The organism is Robbsia andropogonis (assembly GCF_034047095.1).
GTDB classification, from domain to species: domain Bacteria; phylum Pseudomonadota; class Gammaproteobacteria; order Burkholderiales; family Burkholderiaceae; genus Robbsia; species Robbsia andropogonis.
This window is the reverse complement of the sequence record NZ_CP139170.1, coordinates 407,591-423,488: the sequence shown is the minus strand read 5'-3', so window position 1 is coordinate 423,488 and position 15,898 is coordinate 407,591. Positions and strand designations below refer to the sequence as shown.

General features: G+C 59.0%; 13 protein-coding genes and 1 pseudogene. 7 read left to right on the top strand and 7 right to left on the bottom strand.

Annotation, left to right across the window (positions count from 1 at the left end):
- Nucleotides 1-13 precede the first annotated feature (13 nt).
- From SJQ66_RS15455 to SJQ66_RS15445, 3 genes and pseudogenes are all read left to right on the top strand, one after another.
- Nucleotides 14-694 carry a hypothetical protein gene (locus SJQ66_RS15455; protein ID WP_024903511.1) on the top strand — a complete coding sequence of 227 codons (681 nt, stop codon included), beginning with the start codon at nt 14-16 and terminating at the stop codon, nt 692-694.
- A 58-nt stretch (nt 695-752) separates the two neighbouring features.
- Nucleotides 753-1,532, top strand: a complete 780-nt coding sequence (locus tag SJQ66_RS15450; protein WP_024903512.1) for a hypothetical protein — start codon at nt 753-755, stop codon at nt 1,530-1,532.
- 53 nt (nt 1,533-1,585) lie between these two features.
- Nucleotides 1,586-1,675: pseudogene (locus tag SJQ66_RS15445) on the top strand (helix-turn-helix domain-containing protein); the annotation flags it as partial.
- Between the two features lie 202 nt (nt 1,676-1,877).
- Here the strand turns inward: SJQ66_RS15445 and SJQ66_RS15440 are convergent.
- Both SJQ66_RS15440 and SJQ66_RS15435 read right to left on the bottom strand, forming a co-directional pair.
- Nucleotides 1,878-2,189 carry a cupin domain-containing protein gene (locus SJQ66_RS15440; RefSeq protein WP_081764924.1) on the bottom strand — a complete coding sequence of 104 codons (312 nt, stop codon included), beginning with the start codon at nt 2,187-2,189 and terminating at the stop codon, nt 1,878-1,880.
- Between the two features lie 185 nt (nt 2,190-2,374).
- The gene (locus SJQ66_RS15435) at nt 2,375-3,241 is read right to left on the bottom strand and encodes a hypothetical protein (protein WP_320534981.1); all 867 of its coding nucleotides are present in this window, start codon (nt 3,239-3,241) and stop codon (nt 2,375-2,377) included.
- A 490-nt stretch (nt 3,242-3,731) separates the two neighbouring features.
- On the opposite strand from SJQ66_RS15435, the gene SJQ66_RS15430 reads away from it, so the two are divergent.
- On the top strand, nt 3,732-4,973 hold the full coding sequence (locus tag SJQ66_RS15430) for a cation:proton antiporter (RefSeq protein ID WP_253463611.1): 1,242 nt from the start codon (nt 3,732-3,734) through the stop codon (nt 4,971-4,973).
- A 5-nt stretch (nt 4,974-4,978) separates the two neighbouring features.
- Nucleotides 4,979-5,719, top strand: coding sequence for an aspartate/glutamate racemase family protein (locus SJQ66_RS15425; protein ID WP_024903516.1), 741 nt, complete (start codon nt 4,979-4,981; stop codon nt 5,717-5,719).
- On the opposite strand, the gene SJQ66_RS15420 is transcribed toward SJQ66_RS15425, so the two are convergent.
- From SJQ66_RS15420 to SJQ66_RS15405, 4 genes are all read right to left on the bottom strand, one after another.
- Nucleotides 5,707-6,828 (bottom strand): porin, encoded by a 1,122-nt coding sequence (locus tag SJQ66_RS15420; protein ID WP_236693383.1) that lies wholly within the window; start codon nt 6,826-6,828, stop codon nt 5,707-5,709. The genes SJQ66_RS15425 and SJQ66_RS15420 overlap by 13 nt on opposite strands.
- 133 nt (nt 6,829-6,961) lie before the next feature.
- The gene (locus SJQ66_RS15415; RefSeq protein WP_390174009.1) at nt 6,962-8,074 is read right to left on the bottom strand and encodes a HoxN/HupN/NixA family nickel/cobalt transporter; all 1,113 of its coding nucleotides are present in this window, start codon (nt 8,072-8,074) and stop codon (nt 6,962-6,964) included.
- A 91-nt stretch (nt 8,075-8,165) separates the two neighbouring features.
- A complete protein-coding gene (locus SJQ66_RS15410) occupies nt 8,166-12,155 on the bottom strand; it encodes a hypothetical protein (protein WP_320534980.1) in 3,990 nt (1,329 codons plus the stop codon).
- Nucleotides 12,156-12,413: 258 nt separating this feature from the next.
- On the bottom strand, nt 12,414-12,917 hold the full coding sequence (locus tag SJQ66_RS15405; RefSeq protein ID WP_024903520.1) for an Hsp20 family protein: 504 nt from the start codon (nt 12,915-12,917) through the stop codon (nt 12,414-12,416).
- Nucleotides 12,918-13,312: 395 nt separating this feature from the next.
- Between SJQ66_RS15405 and SJQ66_RS15400 the strand changes: the two genes are divergently transcribed.
- A complete protein-coding gene (locus SJQ66_RS15400) occupies nt 13,313-13,765 on the top strand; it encodes a hypothetical protein (RefSeq protein WP_024903521.1) in 453 nt (150 codons plus the stop codon).
- 202 nt (nt 13,766-13,967) lie between these two features.
- On the opposite strand, the gene SJQ66_RS15395 is transcribed toward SJQ66_RS15400, so the two are convergent.
- Complete coding sequence (locus SJQ66_RS15395; RefSeq protein ID WP_253463614.1) at nt 13,968-14,687, bottom strand: DUF6314 family protein; 720 nt, start codon at nt 14,685-14,687, stop codon at nt 13,968-13,970.
- 132 nt (nt 14,688-14,819) lie between these two features.
- On the opposite strand from SJQ66_RS15395, the gene SJQ66_RS15390 reads away from it, so the two are divergent.
- Nucleotides 14,820-15,890, top strand: a complete 1,071-nt coding sequence (locus tag SJQ66_RS15390; protein WP_024903523.1) for a hypothetical protein — start codon at nt 14,820-14,822, stop codon at nt 15,888-15,890.
- The last annotated feature ends 8 nt before the right edge of the window (nt 15,891-15,898 follow it).

The window sequence follows — 15,898 nt, the reverse complement described above, 5'->3', positions numbered from 1 at the left end:
TTTGACAGCGGCAATGCAAGAGAAGCTATCGGCCGAATTGCACGACACCGCCACCGCCCGCACCCTTGTACCAACCATGCTGGATATTGGATTGACGTGGGATCTACCATTAATAGCAGCATCCCAAGTCACTTCAATCGTCGCTTACAGTTTTGGCAATCGACCCAATGCCGCGAGCGGCAACACGTCCGCCACCGCAACTGCGCAGGCGGCGCTCCCGGACCCGGGACCGATCAATGAAGCACTCGCGGATGCGGTTCATCAGCTTTATCTACTGACCGGCGCGAAAGTGTACGCACAGTGGGAGATTGCCCGATTCCTTGCCTCGAAATACCGGATGACCAGCGCCAACCTGCAATCGATCGAGCCGAACATTGCAAGCGATGGCTCCGTGACGTATCTCAGCACCGATGGCGTGGCGGCCGCAATCATCGGCTTCGCAGGAAGTGCTGCGGCACTCGGAAACGTCGGGGTAGTGGGACATCGCGATCACGCAAAACGGTGTATTGAAACTTCACAGGCGCGCGGCATGAATGCAGCAGCAGTCCAAGAAATAACATTACCGGTCAACTACGATGCGCTATCGGGACAACCGTGGACGCGGCGTCGCCACCTTTACCTCGTACACGATATGTATGCGCAATTGATGGCCAAAAGCGCGGCACTAACAAGCCAGGCCTACCCCGAGGGTTGAGTTTTTTTCACACGCGAACCCCGTAGGAAGCCCCCTTGATTCTTGCTATCTCATTATTATGACATCTCGCAGAACATTTATTCGTTCGACATCCGTTGCCGCGGCGCTTCCCGTGATTGCATCAACCGCAGGAATCAGCAAGACCATCCAGGCGGCAAGTGCTGCAACGCTTGATGCCGATCTAAAAAAGCAAATGCTTGCAAAACTTACGACGGAACTGAACGATGCGCACACAGCAGCCATCGAGGTGCCTTATCTACACGACATCTTTTTCTCGTGGGATTTACCATTCATCCCCGCAGCACAGATTAGCAGCATCATCGCATTCAGTTTCGGAGATCGTCCGGGCGCATCCACGCCGCTACCTGGCCCCATTAACGAAGCAATCGCTGACGCGGTAAATCAGCTGTATACACTGAAGCCGGTAATGGTGTACGCACAAGCAGAAGTGGCGAGCGTGCTCACGACCAAATATGGCATGAGCACAAACAACCTCCAGTCAGTCCATCCCCCGGCCGTAGCGAGCAGCGGCAAGGTCACGTACCCTACGCTCGACGATGTCGCCGTTGCTATCCTCGCCTTGAAGACAAACGCAGCAGCACTGGGCACCGTGGGCGTGATAACGCATCGGGACCAAACCAAGCGGGCAATTCAAACCTGTACCGCACACGGCATGACTGCGTATGCGCCAAACGACATAACCCTACCCCGCAACTACGACCCCCACGCTTCGCAACCGACAAGACGACGGCGTGATCTATTCCTCTTGAATGACATGGCAAATCAGTTTGCTTCGCTTCGATTGCAGTTAATTACCGAGGAATATCCAAACGGGTAAGCACTAACCGTATTCAGCACGGTGCCGTCTGTCGACATGGCACACTAAAACGCATGACGCTCTCAAATATCGCGGATCGGCTTGGTTTCAGCGACCTATCGAGCTTCTCGCAGGCGTTCAAGCGTTGGTACGGCGTGGCACCGCACCGCGCGTATATCGCACCCGCATGGCGCAGAGCAAGCAAGGCGATTGATACAATGCCGCATTGCCAGCCCCCCCTTATTAGTAAGCCAATCGGGGCGACGTGTCACGAATCGGCGCGCCACGACAGTATAAAAAGCAACGGTATCAAATGGCAAAATGACGTTTAAGGGCCTTTAACCATCTTGAAAAGCGTCGTACGACTCACATGCTGCCCTCACGTTCGACAACCAATATCCGGGCCTCTCCACGTGGATGCGCAACGTGCTCGCAGCCGACGCCAGCAAAAAACACATCGCCTACGGACAGCACGGCGATCTGTTCGACGCCGGACTCCCTGTAGTGCATATCCACTGTGCCGTCCAGAACAGCAAAAACCTCTTCGCCGTCATTCACATGCCATATATAGGGTTTATCGGTCCAATGCAGGCGTACCGTCGTGCCGTCCATATTGGCGATTTCGACCGCGCCCCATGCTTGCGGCGAAGTGAATTCCTTACCTCGGATCAATTTCATCAGTGTCAGGCGCGAAAGCGTTAGTAATCGGATCTGATCGAATTGATGAAATTATCGCTTATTTCAAACTGGAAATCGAAAAGTTAGCGGCATGCGTCTTCATCCCGCATCCGCCAAGCGACATTATCGTTCACAAGGTAACCAGGCACCTGACCCACCAAGGCTTCCGCGCGCGGCAGAGCGTATTAGATAGCGGCAGGATCAGGCACGCCTGCATCAATACGCCGTGCCTCGATGGCCAATGCGTGTTTCTGGTCTGCTGCAATCATGGTGAGCTTTTTGTCCTTATCAAAGAAAACTAACGCGATTATTTTGTCAACCGTGGCACTTGCCGATGACAACGCATCGTCAGACAAGATAAAGTAACGGGCGTCGGCTGCAGCGGTCAGTACCTTCTTGAAGATTTTTCCGTCTACGTCCTGCATCTTAAATGTCCCATCGGTCGCAATCGACACCGTGAGGGGGCCCGTAGTTTTCTGCCCTTCTATGCGATGACCGTTATACTCTCCCGCAATGTCCAACAAGGTCAGCGCTTCTTCATACAGTGGTTCATACTGTAAAACATAAGGCGCTGTCGAGAAACTGCCGTTGACATCCGCCAGCGTCAACTGAAGTTCACGCTGCGCCTTGAAGCTTCCCAGATAATCCCGCTGCACTACAAATTGCTTGCGCCCGACTTCCGGAGGATTAACAAAAAGGGACATTTTTCCTGCCTGAAGGTGCCCTTCCCCTCCTGTGCGCACCATTACCTCCGGTGAAAAAAATATCCGAGCCCCACCGTCAAACGTGCCAAAGGTGCCATGCGGGGTAACAGCCAAAAATACAGGACGTGCCTTCGCGGTTGCTTCACGCGAATAAAGACCCATCGCACCTGTGTCCGCCCTCACCGCCTCTCTCGCACCTCGTCTTCCCTTATCTACCACGCTGTCAACGACCCGACTTACCGCATCACCCGCGTCGGATAGTTTGTCGCCCTTATGACAACCTGTCATAGCAAAAGGTATAGCAAAAAGCAATCCTAATGAAATTTTTCTTACGCAAAATTTATTCATGAAACTATTGCTCCTGATATTTACTCGCCTTTTCTTATATCAAAGAACAATGAGACTACTTTAGGACAGTGCGAAAATACAAAACGCATTACGAACAATAAGCCAACAATAGTTGAGGGGAAGCGCAATAAAATTTACAAAACAGATGGAAGACCGTCCATAACGGCCGCGTGACGGCCTTTTATCTTTGCCCGCGTTGAGATACATCTCAACGTTGCATCTGATCAGCGCCGCCAGGACGCGCATTTCATTGCTTTTGCATCAATACAGATAGTTGCTTCTTCCGCTCCCTCACATCTGCGGAGCAACTGGGCTACAAAGCGGCCTTGATCTTCTCCCGCGTTGTATGCTTTCCCCTCGATCCTTTGGGTGTTGTCCAAAGATCCAGGCCAAGTCGGGCCCATCCCTCCCATCGCCTTTTATCATCGTGGTATAACTTGTCAAATCAATTTAATAGACGGGCCGGTTTGCCTTTCCGAACCTTTTACTCATGCCATCCGTATTACCCTTTTTCTATGACATCGCGCTGTTTATCGGGATACCCTGGCTGATCTGGGTGGCGTTGCGCCGCTCCTTGCCTTTGGCCGTCGTGCCAATTCTGCTCGGGTTGATCCTGGCAACCGCACGACTACCGATGAAATCCCTGGGCCTCCCATCAGTGCCAGGCGACCAGATCGGGTTTATCGGCGTCGTCCTGCTCGCTTTTACCGCGGGGCTCGAAACACGTCACCCACCGGTGATCACCGGTCGGGATGGTGGCAGCAAGACCATTGCACGGCCCCCTCTCAAACCATTGCGCATTGCCAGCGCCGCCGCGCTGGCGCTGGCGTTGCCGTTCGTGACCGGTACACTGGTCAGCCGCTTTCATTTGCTCGACCAGGCAAACTGGGTTCCGCCGCATGGCAATAATTGGATAAGCGCCTGCGCCATCGGCTTATGCATCGCAGTAAGCGCGCTGCCCGTATTGGTCGGTCTGCTACGCGAACTGACGCCCGAGCAACAACCGCTAGGCTTTATCGCGCTCAGTGTCGCCTTGATAGACGATGCGGTGCTATGGCTGGGATTGGCCGCCATTCAACTTGCGGCAAACGTTGGTACAAGCTTGCATTGGGGGAAGACGCAGATAATGGCCATCGGCTGCCTTGTATTGCTCGGCGCCATGGGCTGGCTTGCGGAACGTCATGAGAAACCTGTCCATCCCATCATCGCCTGGATGATCGCGGCCGTGTTCCTGGTCGGCGGGTCCTGGTGCAGCGCACGACTGGGCATTCACGAGTTGATCGGCGCCTTTGCCGCAGGCGCATTGCTGCCGCCGCGATGGATGCGCCGCATCCATATCGAACGCTTGGGGCAGATCAGCTTGATTGCCCTGGCACCGCTCTTCTTCGGTCATAGCGGCTTGAACATCGACGGCCGGGTCATGGGTTGGGCAGCCATGTCGGCAGCCCTATTGCTGCTGCTGGTTTCCGCAGTCTCTAAAATGACCGCGCTATGGATACTGCCGCCGGTGGCCGGCCTGGACGCACGCGAGCGCTGGGGAATTGGTACCCTCTTGCAATGCAAGGGATTGATGGAAATCGTTGCCGCCACCGTGCTACATAAGCAGGGGCTGTTATCGGAGTTTGCCTACGCCGCATTGGTGACGCTCGCTGTCATCTCGACGACGATGACCAGCCCGCTGTTCAAGTTACTGATGCGCAAACGTCACATGCGTACCGCCGTTACGGGATAACCCATATGAAAATCAATATCGTGAATCCGAATACCAGCGCCTCGATGACGCAAACCATCGCGGACGGCGCACGCCGCAAGGCGGCACTCGGCACAACATTGCGAGTGGTCAATCCCGACGCCGGCCCCCCTTCGATTGAAGGATGGTATGACGACGCGATGGCCGTGCCGGGATTGCTCTCGGAACTGAAACGAGGAGAGGCCGAAGGGGCGCAAGCGCACGTGATCGCCTGTTTCGGCGATCCGGGGTTGCATGCGGCACGAGAGTGCGTGCAAGGGCCGGTGCTGGGGATTGCTGAAGCGGCGATGCATGTCGCCAGCCTTATCGCACCCGGCTTCACGATTGTCACCACCCTCGGCCGTGTCAGGGATATGACCTGGCACCTGGTGGATCGGTATGGCATGCGCGGCTTCTGCCGCAACGTGCGCGCGATCGATGTCGCGGTATTGGCGTTGGAGGAGCCGGGCTCGGCCGCGCGAGAGAAAGTGCTGCAGTCATGCCGTGCAGCGCTGGAGGAAGACCATGCCGAAGCCATCGTGCTGGGCTGCGCGGGGATGGTCGATTTCTGCGAAGCACTGGAACAGGAACTGGGCGTTCCTGTCATCGACGGCGTCACCGCCGCCGTCAAGCTTGCCGAGGCGCTCCTCGGCCTGGGCGTGCGCACGTCGAAACGCAGCGGCTTTGCCTTCCCACTTCCAAAGACCTATAGCGGCGCCATGGCGCCGTACAGTCCTCAGAAATTGTGACGCACCCCGGTGGCCAGCAGTAGTTGATGACGCCCGTTGGACGGATCGAAGCCATTGAGCACCGCCAGTTGACCGTCGGATGCGCGCTGTCCGACCCACTGAACATAGACGTTTGTCCGGGGTGACAACGTATAGATGGCCTGCATGCCTCCTGTCAACCATCGGCTGCTGGCCGACGCATGCGTGTATGACACCATCGCCGTAAGCTGCAAAGCGGTGCTGGCCTGGTAACTGACGTTCCACTCCATATTGCTGAAGCCGATCGACGCAGCAGGCGATCCGTCGGACGCGTCGGCAACCCCGGTGTAGACCGCACGCGAGTAGGAAAGCGCCGACGTAAAAGCGCCTATTGTATAGCTGGCGCCTATACCGAAAGTATTTTGTCGACGTGCACTCGCATCGGCATAATTCACTACGTTGCCCATCGTCGGCGTCAGAGGCAACGGCTGCGCGTCATACGCGCCGCCCTCGGTGGTTCCCAAGCCATCCACACGCAGATACGCGCCGCCGATCTGGAAATCGCCCGCCTTGAAACGGGCGCCCACGCTATAAGCGCGATTGCGCGACATGCCGGCCGAGGCATTCGAAAATGCATACATGCCGCCGAAGGTGACGCCGCCGATCTCGGGGCTCGTGTACTTGATCGCGTTCGAGGCGAGATAGGAATTGTTCGCGTTGTCATTGTCGAACGGATGCGCGAATGCCGTACCGCCGCTGTTCCCCGTCAGCGTAAAAGGCGCAAGGAAATCGTACATCCCATCGTACTGGCGTCCGAGCGTCACCATGCCGAAACGCTCGCTCGCAAGGCCGACATACATCGGATGATCATTTATAAGGCTACCGTCGGTGGACGAGAAACCGTGCTCGAGCCGGAACAACGCGCGCAGGTCGCCGTTCAGTGGCTCACTGCCACGCACCCCCCAATAGGAACCATCGATCAGCCCCTGGCTAGCACGCCAGGATGCGCCACCCGCCGGTTGATGCAGATAGGCGATGCCGGCATCGATCTCGCCGTACAACGACACTCCGGCCACGCCATCGGCATCGTCCGATGCAGCGTGGGCAACTGTCGCATGCAGTCCCACTCCCCCCAAGGAAAGCGCTGCCATTGCAGCGGCACGACCGGACAATATACGAAGAATCCTCCAAGCCGAGCGACGTATTCGCATCGATCGCGGTGAACAAGTGTTTGACTGCAGACTGTTATTACCCGAACAGGAAAACGTGACAATCCGTTCGTCTTCAGTCGGATTCCGCGCATCCCGTGCGCACACAGTCCAACTCCGCATAACCACGCCACCTATAAACCAAGACCGATACGAACCAGCCGGCCAGAAACAACGCCACGGTGCCGTAACCGAGCCAGCCCATATGATCGCCGAGCACGCCGACGCTATCCCAAAAAGGTCCTTTCAGGCTTAGCTTGTCGGCAATAAGCGCCAGTGCCTCTATGCCACCAATGCAGAATGCAACAACCACAGATAAGGCTGTTACCGTCAAGTTGTAATAGAGTTTGCGGATGGGCCGTACAAAGGCCCATCCATAGGCCCGCACCATCAGCAGACCATCGGTCGTATCGACCAAAGTCATTGCGGCAAGGAACAGGGCCGGGAAAATCATGATCGCCCCCGTCGTCATGCCTTGACTCGCGCCGTTCGCCGACATCCCGAGCAAGCCGACTTCTGTTGCGGTATCAAAACCGAGCCCGAATAAAAAACCGAGCGGATACATATGCCAACTGCGCGAGACGAGCTTGAACGCCGGACGCAACAAACGTGCGAAAAAGCCACCGCCCGCCAGCAATGTATCGATACCGGCCTCCCGATAGGGTAGCCCGTGACGTACGCGTTTGAATGACGCCCAGACGGAACGCAGGATGACCAGATTCATCATCGCGATCACGATCAGGAAAAACGCCGATACGCCGGTGCCAAATGCACCGCCAATCTCGCGCCAGTACGACACGCGCGCATCGTCGAAGAACGCGCCACGCATGGCATGGATCGTCACGGCGATCAGCGCCGAGGCCAGCACAACGATGGTTGAATGGCCGAGGGAAAACATCAACCCGACGGTTGTCGGCCGCTGACCATCTTGCATCAGTTTGCGCGTCACATTGTCGATAGCGGCGATGTGATCAGCGTCGACAGCGTGCCTGAGGCCAAAAGCATAGGCAAGGCCACATGTCCCAATCAATAGCGGGTAATGGTGGAAAGTCGCAATGGCCCAAGCCCATGCGGCGATATTGCCGGCAAGTAGCACCGCATAGAGCGCGCTGACCTTGACACGGAATGAAGCGCCTTGGCGAAAGAGGGACACCGGCAGCATCAGCCTGGGGCGTGAAAGTTTGGACATTGCCACGAGAGGACAAACCTCCGGTCGGGCGCGCGCCCGGACATGACGCGCGGCGTTCGAAATTATGGATCATACAACCTTCCAAAAAAAATCACCCCCCGTGCGTGCGGGCCTGCCTGCCGCGTCGAGCAGTGCGATCGAGCCGCTCCATCGTTGCAAAGGACAACGCTTCCGAGAATATTTCCCGTTCGCCGACGGCACTGGTCGTCGTATTCCATTGCACGGCGAAATTGACGCCCGGCGAACGCGCCTGACGTGAACGCTCCTTGCCTTTCTCTTCCACCGGTATCCACGACTCGGGATCATCGGCAATCTTGTCGATTTCGGCTTGAAAGGCGTCATGGGCGGCGCGCGCGGCAAGCAGCCGGGGATCGGGTGGCCCGGGCCGTTGCAACCGCCCGTTCGGCGCGCGGCGCGTCGCCTTCTCGATGATCGTAGCTTCAACCAATGCGTTTGTCGCCAACGCCGACAGACCATCGATCTCCTCGGCTTTGTCACGTCGCAGTCGCCATCGATGAAAATAGGTCTGATTCGGCATGCGATTCGCCATCGCGTCGGCAAGATGTTGCACGAAGCGCCGGGTCGCCTGCTCGTGCGCGGACGCGGCTGATGTTCCCAGGGGCGCCTGATTGGCGTAAAACGCGATCCAGCGCGGGCGCTGGGCCTGCATGGCACGGCAGTATGCATGGGCGTCGGTATACTCGAGATCGACCAGACAGGCGCGACTGACAAGCCGACCGTTCTCGCGTACGCGTTGCACTTTCGCCTGCCGTGAGCGGTCCTTGAACGCAACGTTGATCGAGGGCGCATCCAGGGAAACCACCCCCACGCTCACCGCCCCGCTACCGCCCCCCGTCTCCGAGGTCCCGCCGATCGTACCGCCCAGACGCCCGATCAGACGATGCCCCCTTCCCACGCGATGCTGGGTCACCTGCATCCGACCACTGTGCTCGTCGCCATCCAGCCAGCGGCGTGACGTGTATTCGTAGGCAAGGCCGGCGTTGACCCCAAGCCGCATCCAGGACGCGGGGCCGAACAGGCGGAACGACGGACCCGCGTCGGCGGACACACCATGCTTCTGCTGCCCATTGCGGCCGTCCATCCAACCAATGGAGATGTCGGGGTCGTCGATAAAGCACCGCGCGAGCCGATTCCATGAACCGCGGGCATCCTTGCCCTCCGCCAGATCGCGCTCTGCCTGTGCATCACGATGTCGGCGTAGCACGGTACGTGTGCTACCGTTCGGAAAGATGACATGGGCCGTTCCTGCAACGGGTGCTGGCGTGGCCGTGCGATCCTCTCTGCTGGTGACAGTGGCAAGCGGCAACTGACCATTCAAGCGTAACGATTCGTCAAACAGGTGTGAAACGATCTGCTCGGCTTTCTCCAGCATCCGTGCGTCGCTGTAGGATCCACCATTCCCGGCAACTCGGCGTGCGACCCGCAGCATCACGCCACGCGGCCGTTGCCGTGCATCGGAGTACGGCACGCCTTGCAACGTCAGTCCCGCACGAAACCGCGCCAGGCCCACGTCAATGTCATACCCGAGTAGCACACCCGCCCCGGAATGCGCCGAGAGGGTATCCGCGGTGCCAACGAAAACATCCACTCCTTGCGTATTGCGGGCGATTTCGACAACCGCTTCCCGTTGTCGGCTTGCGCGCAGATCCAGGCGCGGCGCAATGGGAATGCCCGCGAGCCCGAGCGCTGTCGACACGTTCGCGGACAGGCCGCGCGTGCTGACGCCAATGCGATTGCCATCGCCCAGGCGCAATCGCGAACTCGACGGCAACGCACGCGCCACGGCCTGCAAGGTTCTGCGGGCCAAGCTCACCGGATCGTCGCCAGTCAGCATCTGGACATCGTTGACCGTGACGCGAGCATCACCATTCGCGACGCCCGAATGAGCGGTGCGGTGCGCGCGGCCTATCGGCACCGGCGGCGCGTCGACTTCGCCTGGATGCGCCAGTTTTTGCGCGTGCGTCAGCGCCGCTTGAAATGCCGGGCTGGCATGGGGACCCGCGCGGTGCAACCAATCGGTCAGCGCGGCAAGCGCATCGTCGGGCGTCATCGTCGGCAATACGTCAGCGGCTTCGGTTCGCACCGAGGGCGGAAGCGCGGCAACGGCCGCGTCGATACCATCCCGCATTGCCTGGTGTTCGGCTTTAAACGTTTTCCGAGGCACGCCTTGCGTACCGAAACGGACAAGCGCCGACAACGGTGAGCGCCGCTTGCCGAACAAGCGCGGCAGATAATTCCGTGTTTGTGATTGTGCAACGCGCGGAATCGTTTTCGCCGTAAACTTGTGCAGACGGGCGCGCATGAACGCATAGTCGCTACCTGGACCATCCTTCCGAAAACCTTGCTGCCAGGCGAAAAAATCACCTATGGCGTCCGCATGAAGGCGACTCGCGTCCCCCTGCGCGCGCAGCATCTCCAATGCCGCCGCGCCACTACGCCATGCCAACGGCGCGGATCGCCATTGCCGCACATTCGGTCGCGCCGGATCACCGATAGCGGGGGCACGATGCCGCGCGATCACCGCGGCAGGCGACGGATCCAGTCGCGATTCCAGCGCAATGCGGCCTGTCACGCTACCGGGATAGGCCGCGCGCGCACCATCCGCTGTCACACGGCTCTCGCTTTCGTACGCACGCATCGGTGACGCATCGTCCGGCTCCAATGCCGCCGCGACCTGCAACATCATCCGTTGCGCTTCACGCCGATGAGTGTGCTCAGGCGGCACATCGACCAGATCGCCCAATGCATTTCGTGGTCGTCTCTCCCCCCTTAACCGCATTAACGCATCGAAACCCGGTGCCGTCCGTGCCATGTTCCGCGCAAGCCGCCATGCGTGCACTGCCTCCGGCGTATCGGCATGCATGCGGTCGGGCTGCGTGAAATCGAGTTGGCATACCGCGTCGAGAATCGGCACCGCCTGTTCCGCGTGCATCACCCCTAAGCGATGCAGTGACTGTACGACCAAGACACCGCTCTCCCGCGCGGCGGGCGACACCGCCGGTCCCAAACCACGCAGCGCGCGATGCACATGCTCGGTCGCCGCGCGATCAGCACGCAGTTGATCGAGACTTGGAAGTTGCACCGCCGCCGCGCCAGCATGCCCTGGCGGCACATTGTGCGTTTGCGCGCGTGCTTGCGCCGGCAACGCGTTTTCGATCCAACGCCTCCACGCGGCAGCATCGCGTAGCGCGCCGATCGCAGACGCAGGGGTGCGATCCGGTAACGGGCCAACCGGGTACAGCCCGATTACGCCATTATCGGACCCCACGTTACCTACGTTGCTCTCACGTGCTTCAGTTCGCATCGGATGGATTGCATGCTGCAACGCGGAGACCAGCCGCGTGGGATGCAACGTCAGCGCAAACGACTTCGCCCGACGCGTTTTCTGTTTTTCCGAGACACCATCAACCCATTCGCTCTGGATGGCATGCGCGTGCGCGTTCTTCGCCAGCCTATCCATTTTCCGGTCAGGGGAAGGACGGTGCGTGGTCGTAATGTCTGTCGCGGGAAATGATGCCGCTGATGCATGTGCCGTTGCGGCGGTCGGTGGCGACGCATCGAGCGGAGACACATTCAGGATTGCCTGCGCATGCACTTGCGCTTGCAGGCGTTGCCGCGTAATGACGTGTGCCGCCGTGTCGTCGGTCCCCTGGCGCAGGTCACCGTCAGTCACGCTGCCTTGCTTGAAATCCGCCGGATCGCGCGGGTATCCGTGCCTTGCGGAGTGGAATAGCGCCGTGTTGATCTCGATCGAGCGAGAAAGAAACGTCGACGCGCGCGAGGCGGTCATCTTTCGTTTTGCGCGCGACATCGCCGACGATAATCGGCCGAGCGTTGTCTCCGTCCGCGGACGCAGCAAGGGAGGCGACGCCGGCGATGTGTGAGCAGGTGGATGCGATGGCGCGAATTGCACGCCACCATGCGTCGCGATGCGCGCCGACATCTGGGTCTGCGGGCCGCTCGGGGCCGCATCGTCACGGCCATTGTCCGTTTGTAGTCTCTCGTCGCGGGAATCCCCGGACGGCCAGGCTATGCCGTCGGTGGCCGGCGTGTTCATCATGGCAGCCTTTCCTTTACCTCTGCGGTCCATCAAATTGCATGTCGGATGTGACAGCAATAAGCCGCTACCGAAGCGATATCGCGTCTTGCGAAGAAAGCGTCAGGAAAAACACCGCGTTGAACCGCATCGTGCAGCACACCCTATTTTCACGCTACGATGCAATACGCCCCCGCTTGCCATAAAGCAAGCGGGGGCGTAGACAACGTCACCGGCGTTATGCGTGCCGGCAAATTCGGAAGAATCCGCCAGCCGTCTTCATCACGCGACGACAGTTTCCGTCGGTGCGGAAGCCGCCTTTTCCGACGGCGCGGCATGTGATTCGGCGGCATCGATCAGCCGAGAACCCGCGCCAATTTCGATACGACGCGGCTTCAATGCCTCTGGAATTTCCCGGACCAGTTCCACACACAACAGGCCGTTATCCAGACGCGCGCCAGTTACCTTTACATGATCCGACAACTTGAAACGGTGTTCGAAGTCACGTTCCGCAATGCCGCGGTGCAAAAAGGTACGCTGCGTGTTTTCAGCGCGGCGACGGCCCGTGATCTTCAAGGTGTTGCGTTCCGTTTCGATATCCAGATCACTGCGATCGAAACCGGCAACCGCCATCGTAATGCGGTATGCGTTTTCTTCCACCAGTTCAATGTTGTAAGGCGGGTAACTCGGCGCCCCCTCACCGCGCGATGCATCATCGAGCACACGGGCAAATTCATCAAAACCGATCACCGAACGAAACAACGGAGCAAAGTCATAGGTACGCATGGTCATATCCTCAAAGTAACAAGCGATAAAGTTGGACGGGCCTCCCAATGAGCACCCGCCTGATACCGATATGCGCCTTGCTCAACACTTTTCAAGAGTGTTTCGAACGATTTTTTTTGGGCGATCGCCCCCTTTCGTCGCGTCCTTTTCTTTTCGCCGTTTCTGTTGCTTAACAGCGCAGACGTTGCGTGCGTGCTTCATTACCCGTTTTTTCATCGCAACTTTCGCTTAGCCCTCGATATACAAAGGACCTCTTTATTTCCAGTGTCAAATTCACACAGTGCGTTTTAAAAACGAAAATTTCGGTTGACAGTCACACTTTGTTTGAAGACAAGTGATTGACAGCACTGGGAAACAAGGCAACACTGCGCGGGTTTATCAACGAGGAGAAGAAGATGCCGAAGGGAATCAAGGCCACGCCGCTGGCTAAATTGGAAGCTAGCGCCGCGAAGTTGGGTGAAGCGGCAAAGAAGGCCTTGGCGAAGACCGCCGAAGCACGCAAGGATGCAGCTGAAAAGGTTGCACTGTACGAAAAGGCAGTGAAGGCGGCATTGAAGGAAGCCCAAGCAATCATCAAGGCTGGCCCGGCGAGCAAGAAGGTTGTTGCAAAGAAAGCGGCAACGAAGACTGCCGCGAAGAAGGCTGTGGCAAAGAAAGCCGTTGCGAAAAAGGCCGTTGCAAAGAAAGCGGCAACGAAGCAAGTCGCCGTGAAGCCGGTTGCAAAGAAAGCCGCCGCGAAGAAGGCACGCGTGGCGAAGGCTCCGGTTGCCGCAAAGAAGACCCGCGCACCGCGCAAGACCGCTGCCACGGCACCGGTTGCAGCACCGGCAGCAGAAACGACGGCATAAGCATCACCTATGCCGCGGCGTTTCACGAAGCGCCTCCCTGGCGCGTCGTTCGGTATGGGCGCCCGCGTTGGCGTTCATACCAACAATGGTTCCATGCCATTGCTCGGCGGTTCTCGGCGCCTTACATCGGGCGCTTGATGCCCCTGACGCCATCGTGATCATTCGCGACGGAACGATCCACCCTGTTTCACCCTCACAAAAATCATCCTGACGTATCGATTCGATCCAATATCGAAACGATCGCGTAATCTTTTTTCGGCCCGCGTACACGGGTTCGCTGCACGATACGATTCCAGAGTGGTAATACCTCGTCGCTCTCGGATATCTCGGTATCCTCTTTGCGCATTTTCAGACGCGACCACGCAATGGCGACGCCATCCGGACGCGACATCGACATGCCGCCGCTTTCATCGCTTGTCGTGTCACGCCGCTTCTTTTCAAAACGATAGCGGACGTGATAGCGATCCGCCCCGCACACGTGCAGGTCTTCGCCATCGGCGGCATCGCGTTCTTGCAAGGCGGGCCAGGGCAAACGGACGAACGGCTGTCCTGACGAAGGTCCATCGGCGAAATCGATCGCGAGCGTGTGCCCATCGCCGCCGGTCTCGCATCGGTAGAGGTAGCGTCGTGTCGATTGCAACGGATGGCCATGCCGCAGACGCAATACCCCGGACTCCACATAGTGCAACGCCAGGTCGGATTGCGCCGTGGACAATGTCACTTCGCCGGTCAATCTTGCCTCTATAGAAGGAGAAGACAGAACCCCAGGCACCACCGCATCGGGACCGCTTGCCGAAATGGGCCTCTCGCGCGGACCGCTATCTGGCGCGCGCCAGGCCAGCACAACCCGCCGTAAGCGCCAGCGCCCGCGCAGTGCGGCAAACCATGCGGGCACGGCTGCGTCATCGATCCAATCGGTCATATTTCTTGATCATGTAAGAATTCGTAAGGACTTGACGTTCCGCGGTCCCTGCTCGGTATTTTGCCCGACGCAAGATACGCGATCATCGCAACACTGACCACGACCCCTTATTTGGGCGGACGGCACACGGCAATGAATGCAAAGGCGTATCGGCAGCCCACGGCCGCGCAAGCGCGCGACACGGCGGCAACCTCGACGACCCCGCTCGCAGGCGCGGATGGTCGGCGCACGCACGCGCGGCACGGCGCAACGGCAGGAAGGCGTAGCGAAGGCAGGCTGGGAGCGTGGACGACCATCGCCGTGGCGACAGCCATCATGTCGCTGACGTCAGGCTGCGCCTACACCTTGGTGGCCGCGGCCGACGCAGTGGGATCGGTGACCCAGGCCGGCTTCGCGGTGGCGTCCCAGGTGTCATCGCCGACGTATGTCACCGGCAAGGCATTGCCAGTGAAACACGTGTGCATCGAGATCAACAACCAGGTCAACCTGTCAGACCTCGTCCCGGCCCTGCGCGTCGCGCTGGCTCAGCGCGGGGTGACCTCGATGGTCTATAACGCAGGCACGGCGCCGCCGGACTGCGAATCGCGGCTCACCTACACCGCGTCGATGGATTACGGCCAACGTCAATTCATCGACGGCTATACCCGCTATCTCTCGACCATCGATCTGCGTCTGGTACATGGCACCGAGGTCGTGGTCGCGCATTACCAGACCGAGGGCCTGAACGTCGACCGCTTTGCCAGTGTCTCGACAAAGATGCGCGGTCTGGTGCGCCAGATGGTCGTGCCCGTACAGAATACGCAATTGGCCGCCGTACCGATATCACGCAGCAGCGGCTATACGATCTCGACGAATGGCCAGACCAGCTATAGCGCAGCGGAAGTCATGGCCGTACCGCTGGAACAGCCTGGCATGAACGCGCTACCGAACGCGGCGCCCACGACGCAGGCGAACCCGTACGGTACCGCCGATGTTGCCATGTCGGCACCCGCCGCCACACCGCCGGCCGGCTATGTTTCGCCGTACACCGGCACGCGGGCCGCACCGGCAACAAACCCGCCAGCCTTTGCGGGGACGCAACCGGCCCAGGCACCATATGCCGGCGATGCCCCGATGCCGGCACCGGCCACGCAGGGAAACCCCTATGGCACCACATCGTCCAATGCCTGGAAGCCGAAGGGCATCACCAGCACCTCTCCCTGACGCGCGCA

Coding starts and splice junctions, on each gene's coding strand:
- SJQ66_RS15435 (WP_320534981.1), bottom strand. CDS start 3,241: ATGAATAAATTTTGCGTAAGAAAAATTTCATTAGGATTGCTTTTTGCT.
- SJQ66_RS15395 (WP_253463614.1), bottom strand. CDS start 14,687: ATGACCGATTGGATCGATGACGCAGCCGTGCCCGCATGGTTTGCCGCA.
- SJQ66_RS15390 (WP_024903523.1), top strand. CDS start 14,820: ATGAATGCAAAGGCGTATCGGCAGCCCACGGCCGCGCAAGCGCGCGAC.
- SJQ66_RS15440 (WP_081764924.1), bottom strand. CDS start 2,189: ATGAAATTGATCCGAGGTAAGGAATTCACTTCGCCGCAAGCATGGGGC.
- SJQ66_RS15450 (WP_024903512.1), top strand. CDS start 753: ATGACATCTCGCAGAACATTTATTCGTTCGACATCCGTTGCCGCGGCG.
- SJQ66_RS15430 (WP_253463611.1), top strand. CDS start 3,732: ATGCCATCCGTATTACCCTTTTTCTATGACATCGCGCTGTTTATCGGG.
- SJQ66_RS15420 (WP_236693383.1), bottom strand. CDS start 6,828: ATGGCAGCGCTTTCCTTGGGGGGAGTGGGACTGCATGCGACAGTTGCC.
- SJQ66_RS15455 (WP_024903511.1), top strand. CDS start 14: ATGCAAGAGAAGCTATCGGCCGAATTGCACGACACCGCCACCGCCCGC.
- SJQ66_RS15400 (WP_024903521.1), top strand. CDS start 13,313: ATGCCGAAGGGAATCAAGGCCACGCCGCTGGCTAAATTGGAAGCTAGC.
- SJQ66_RS15405 (WP_024903520.1), bottom strand. CDS start 12,917: ATGCGTACCTATGACTTTGCTCCGTTGTTTCGTTCGGTGATCGGTTTT.
- SJQ66_RS15425 (WP_024903516.1), top strand. CDS start 4,979: ATGAAAATCAATATCGTGAATCCGAATACCAGCGCCTCGATGACGCAA.
- SJQ66_RS15415 (WP_390174009.1), bottom strand. CDS start 8,074: ATGTCCAAACTTTCACGCCCCAGGCTGATGCTGCCGGTGTCCCTCTTT.
- SJQ66_RS15410 (WP_320534980.1), bottom strand. CDS start 12,155: ATGATGAACACGCCGGCCACCGACGGCATAGCCTGGCCGTCCGGGGAT.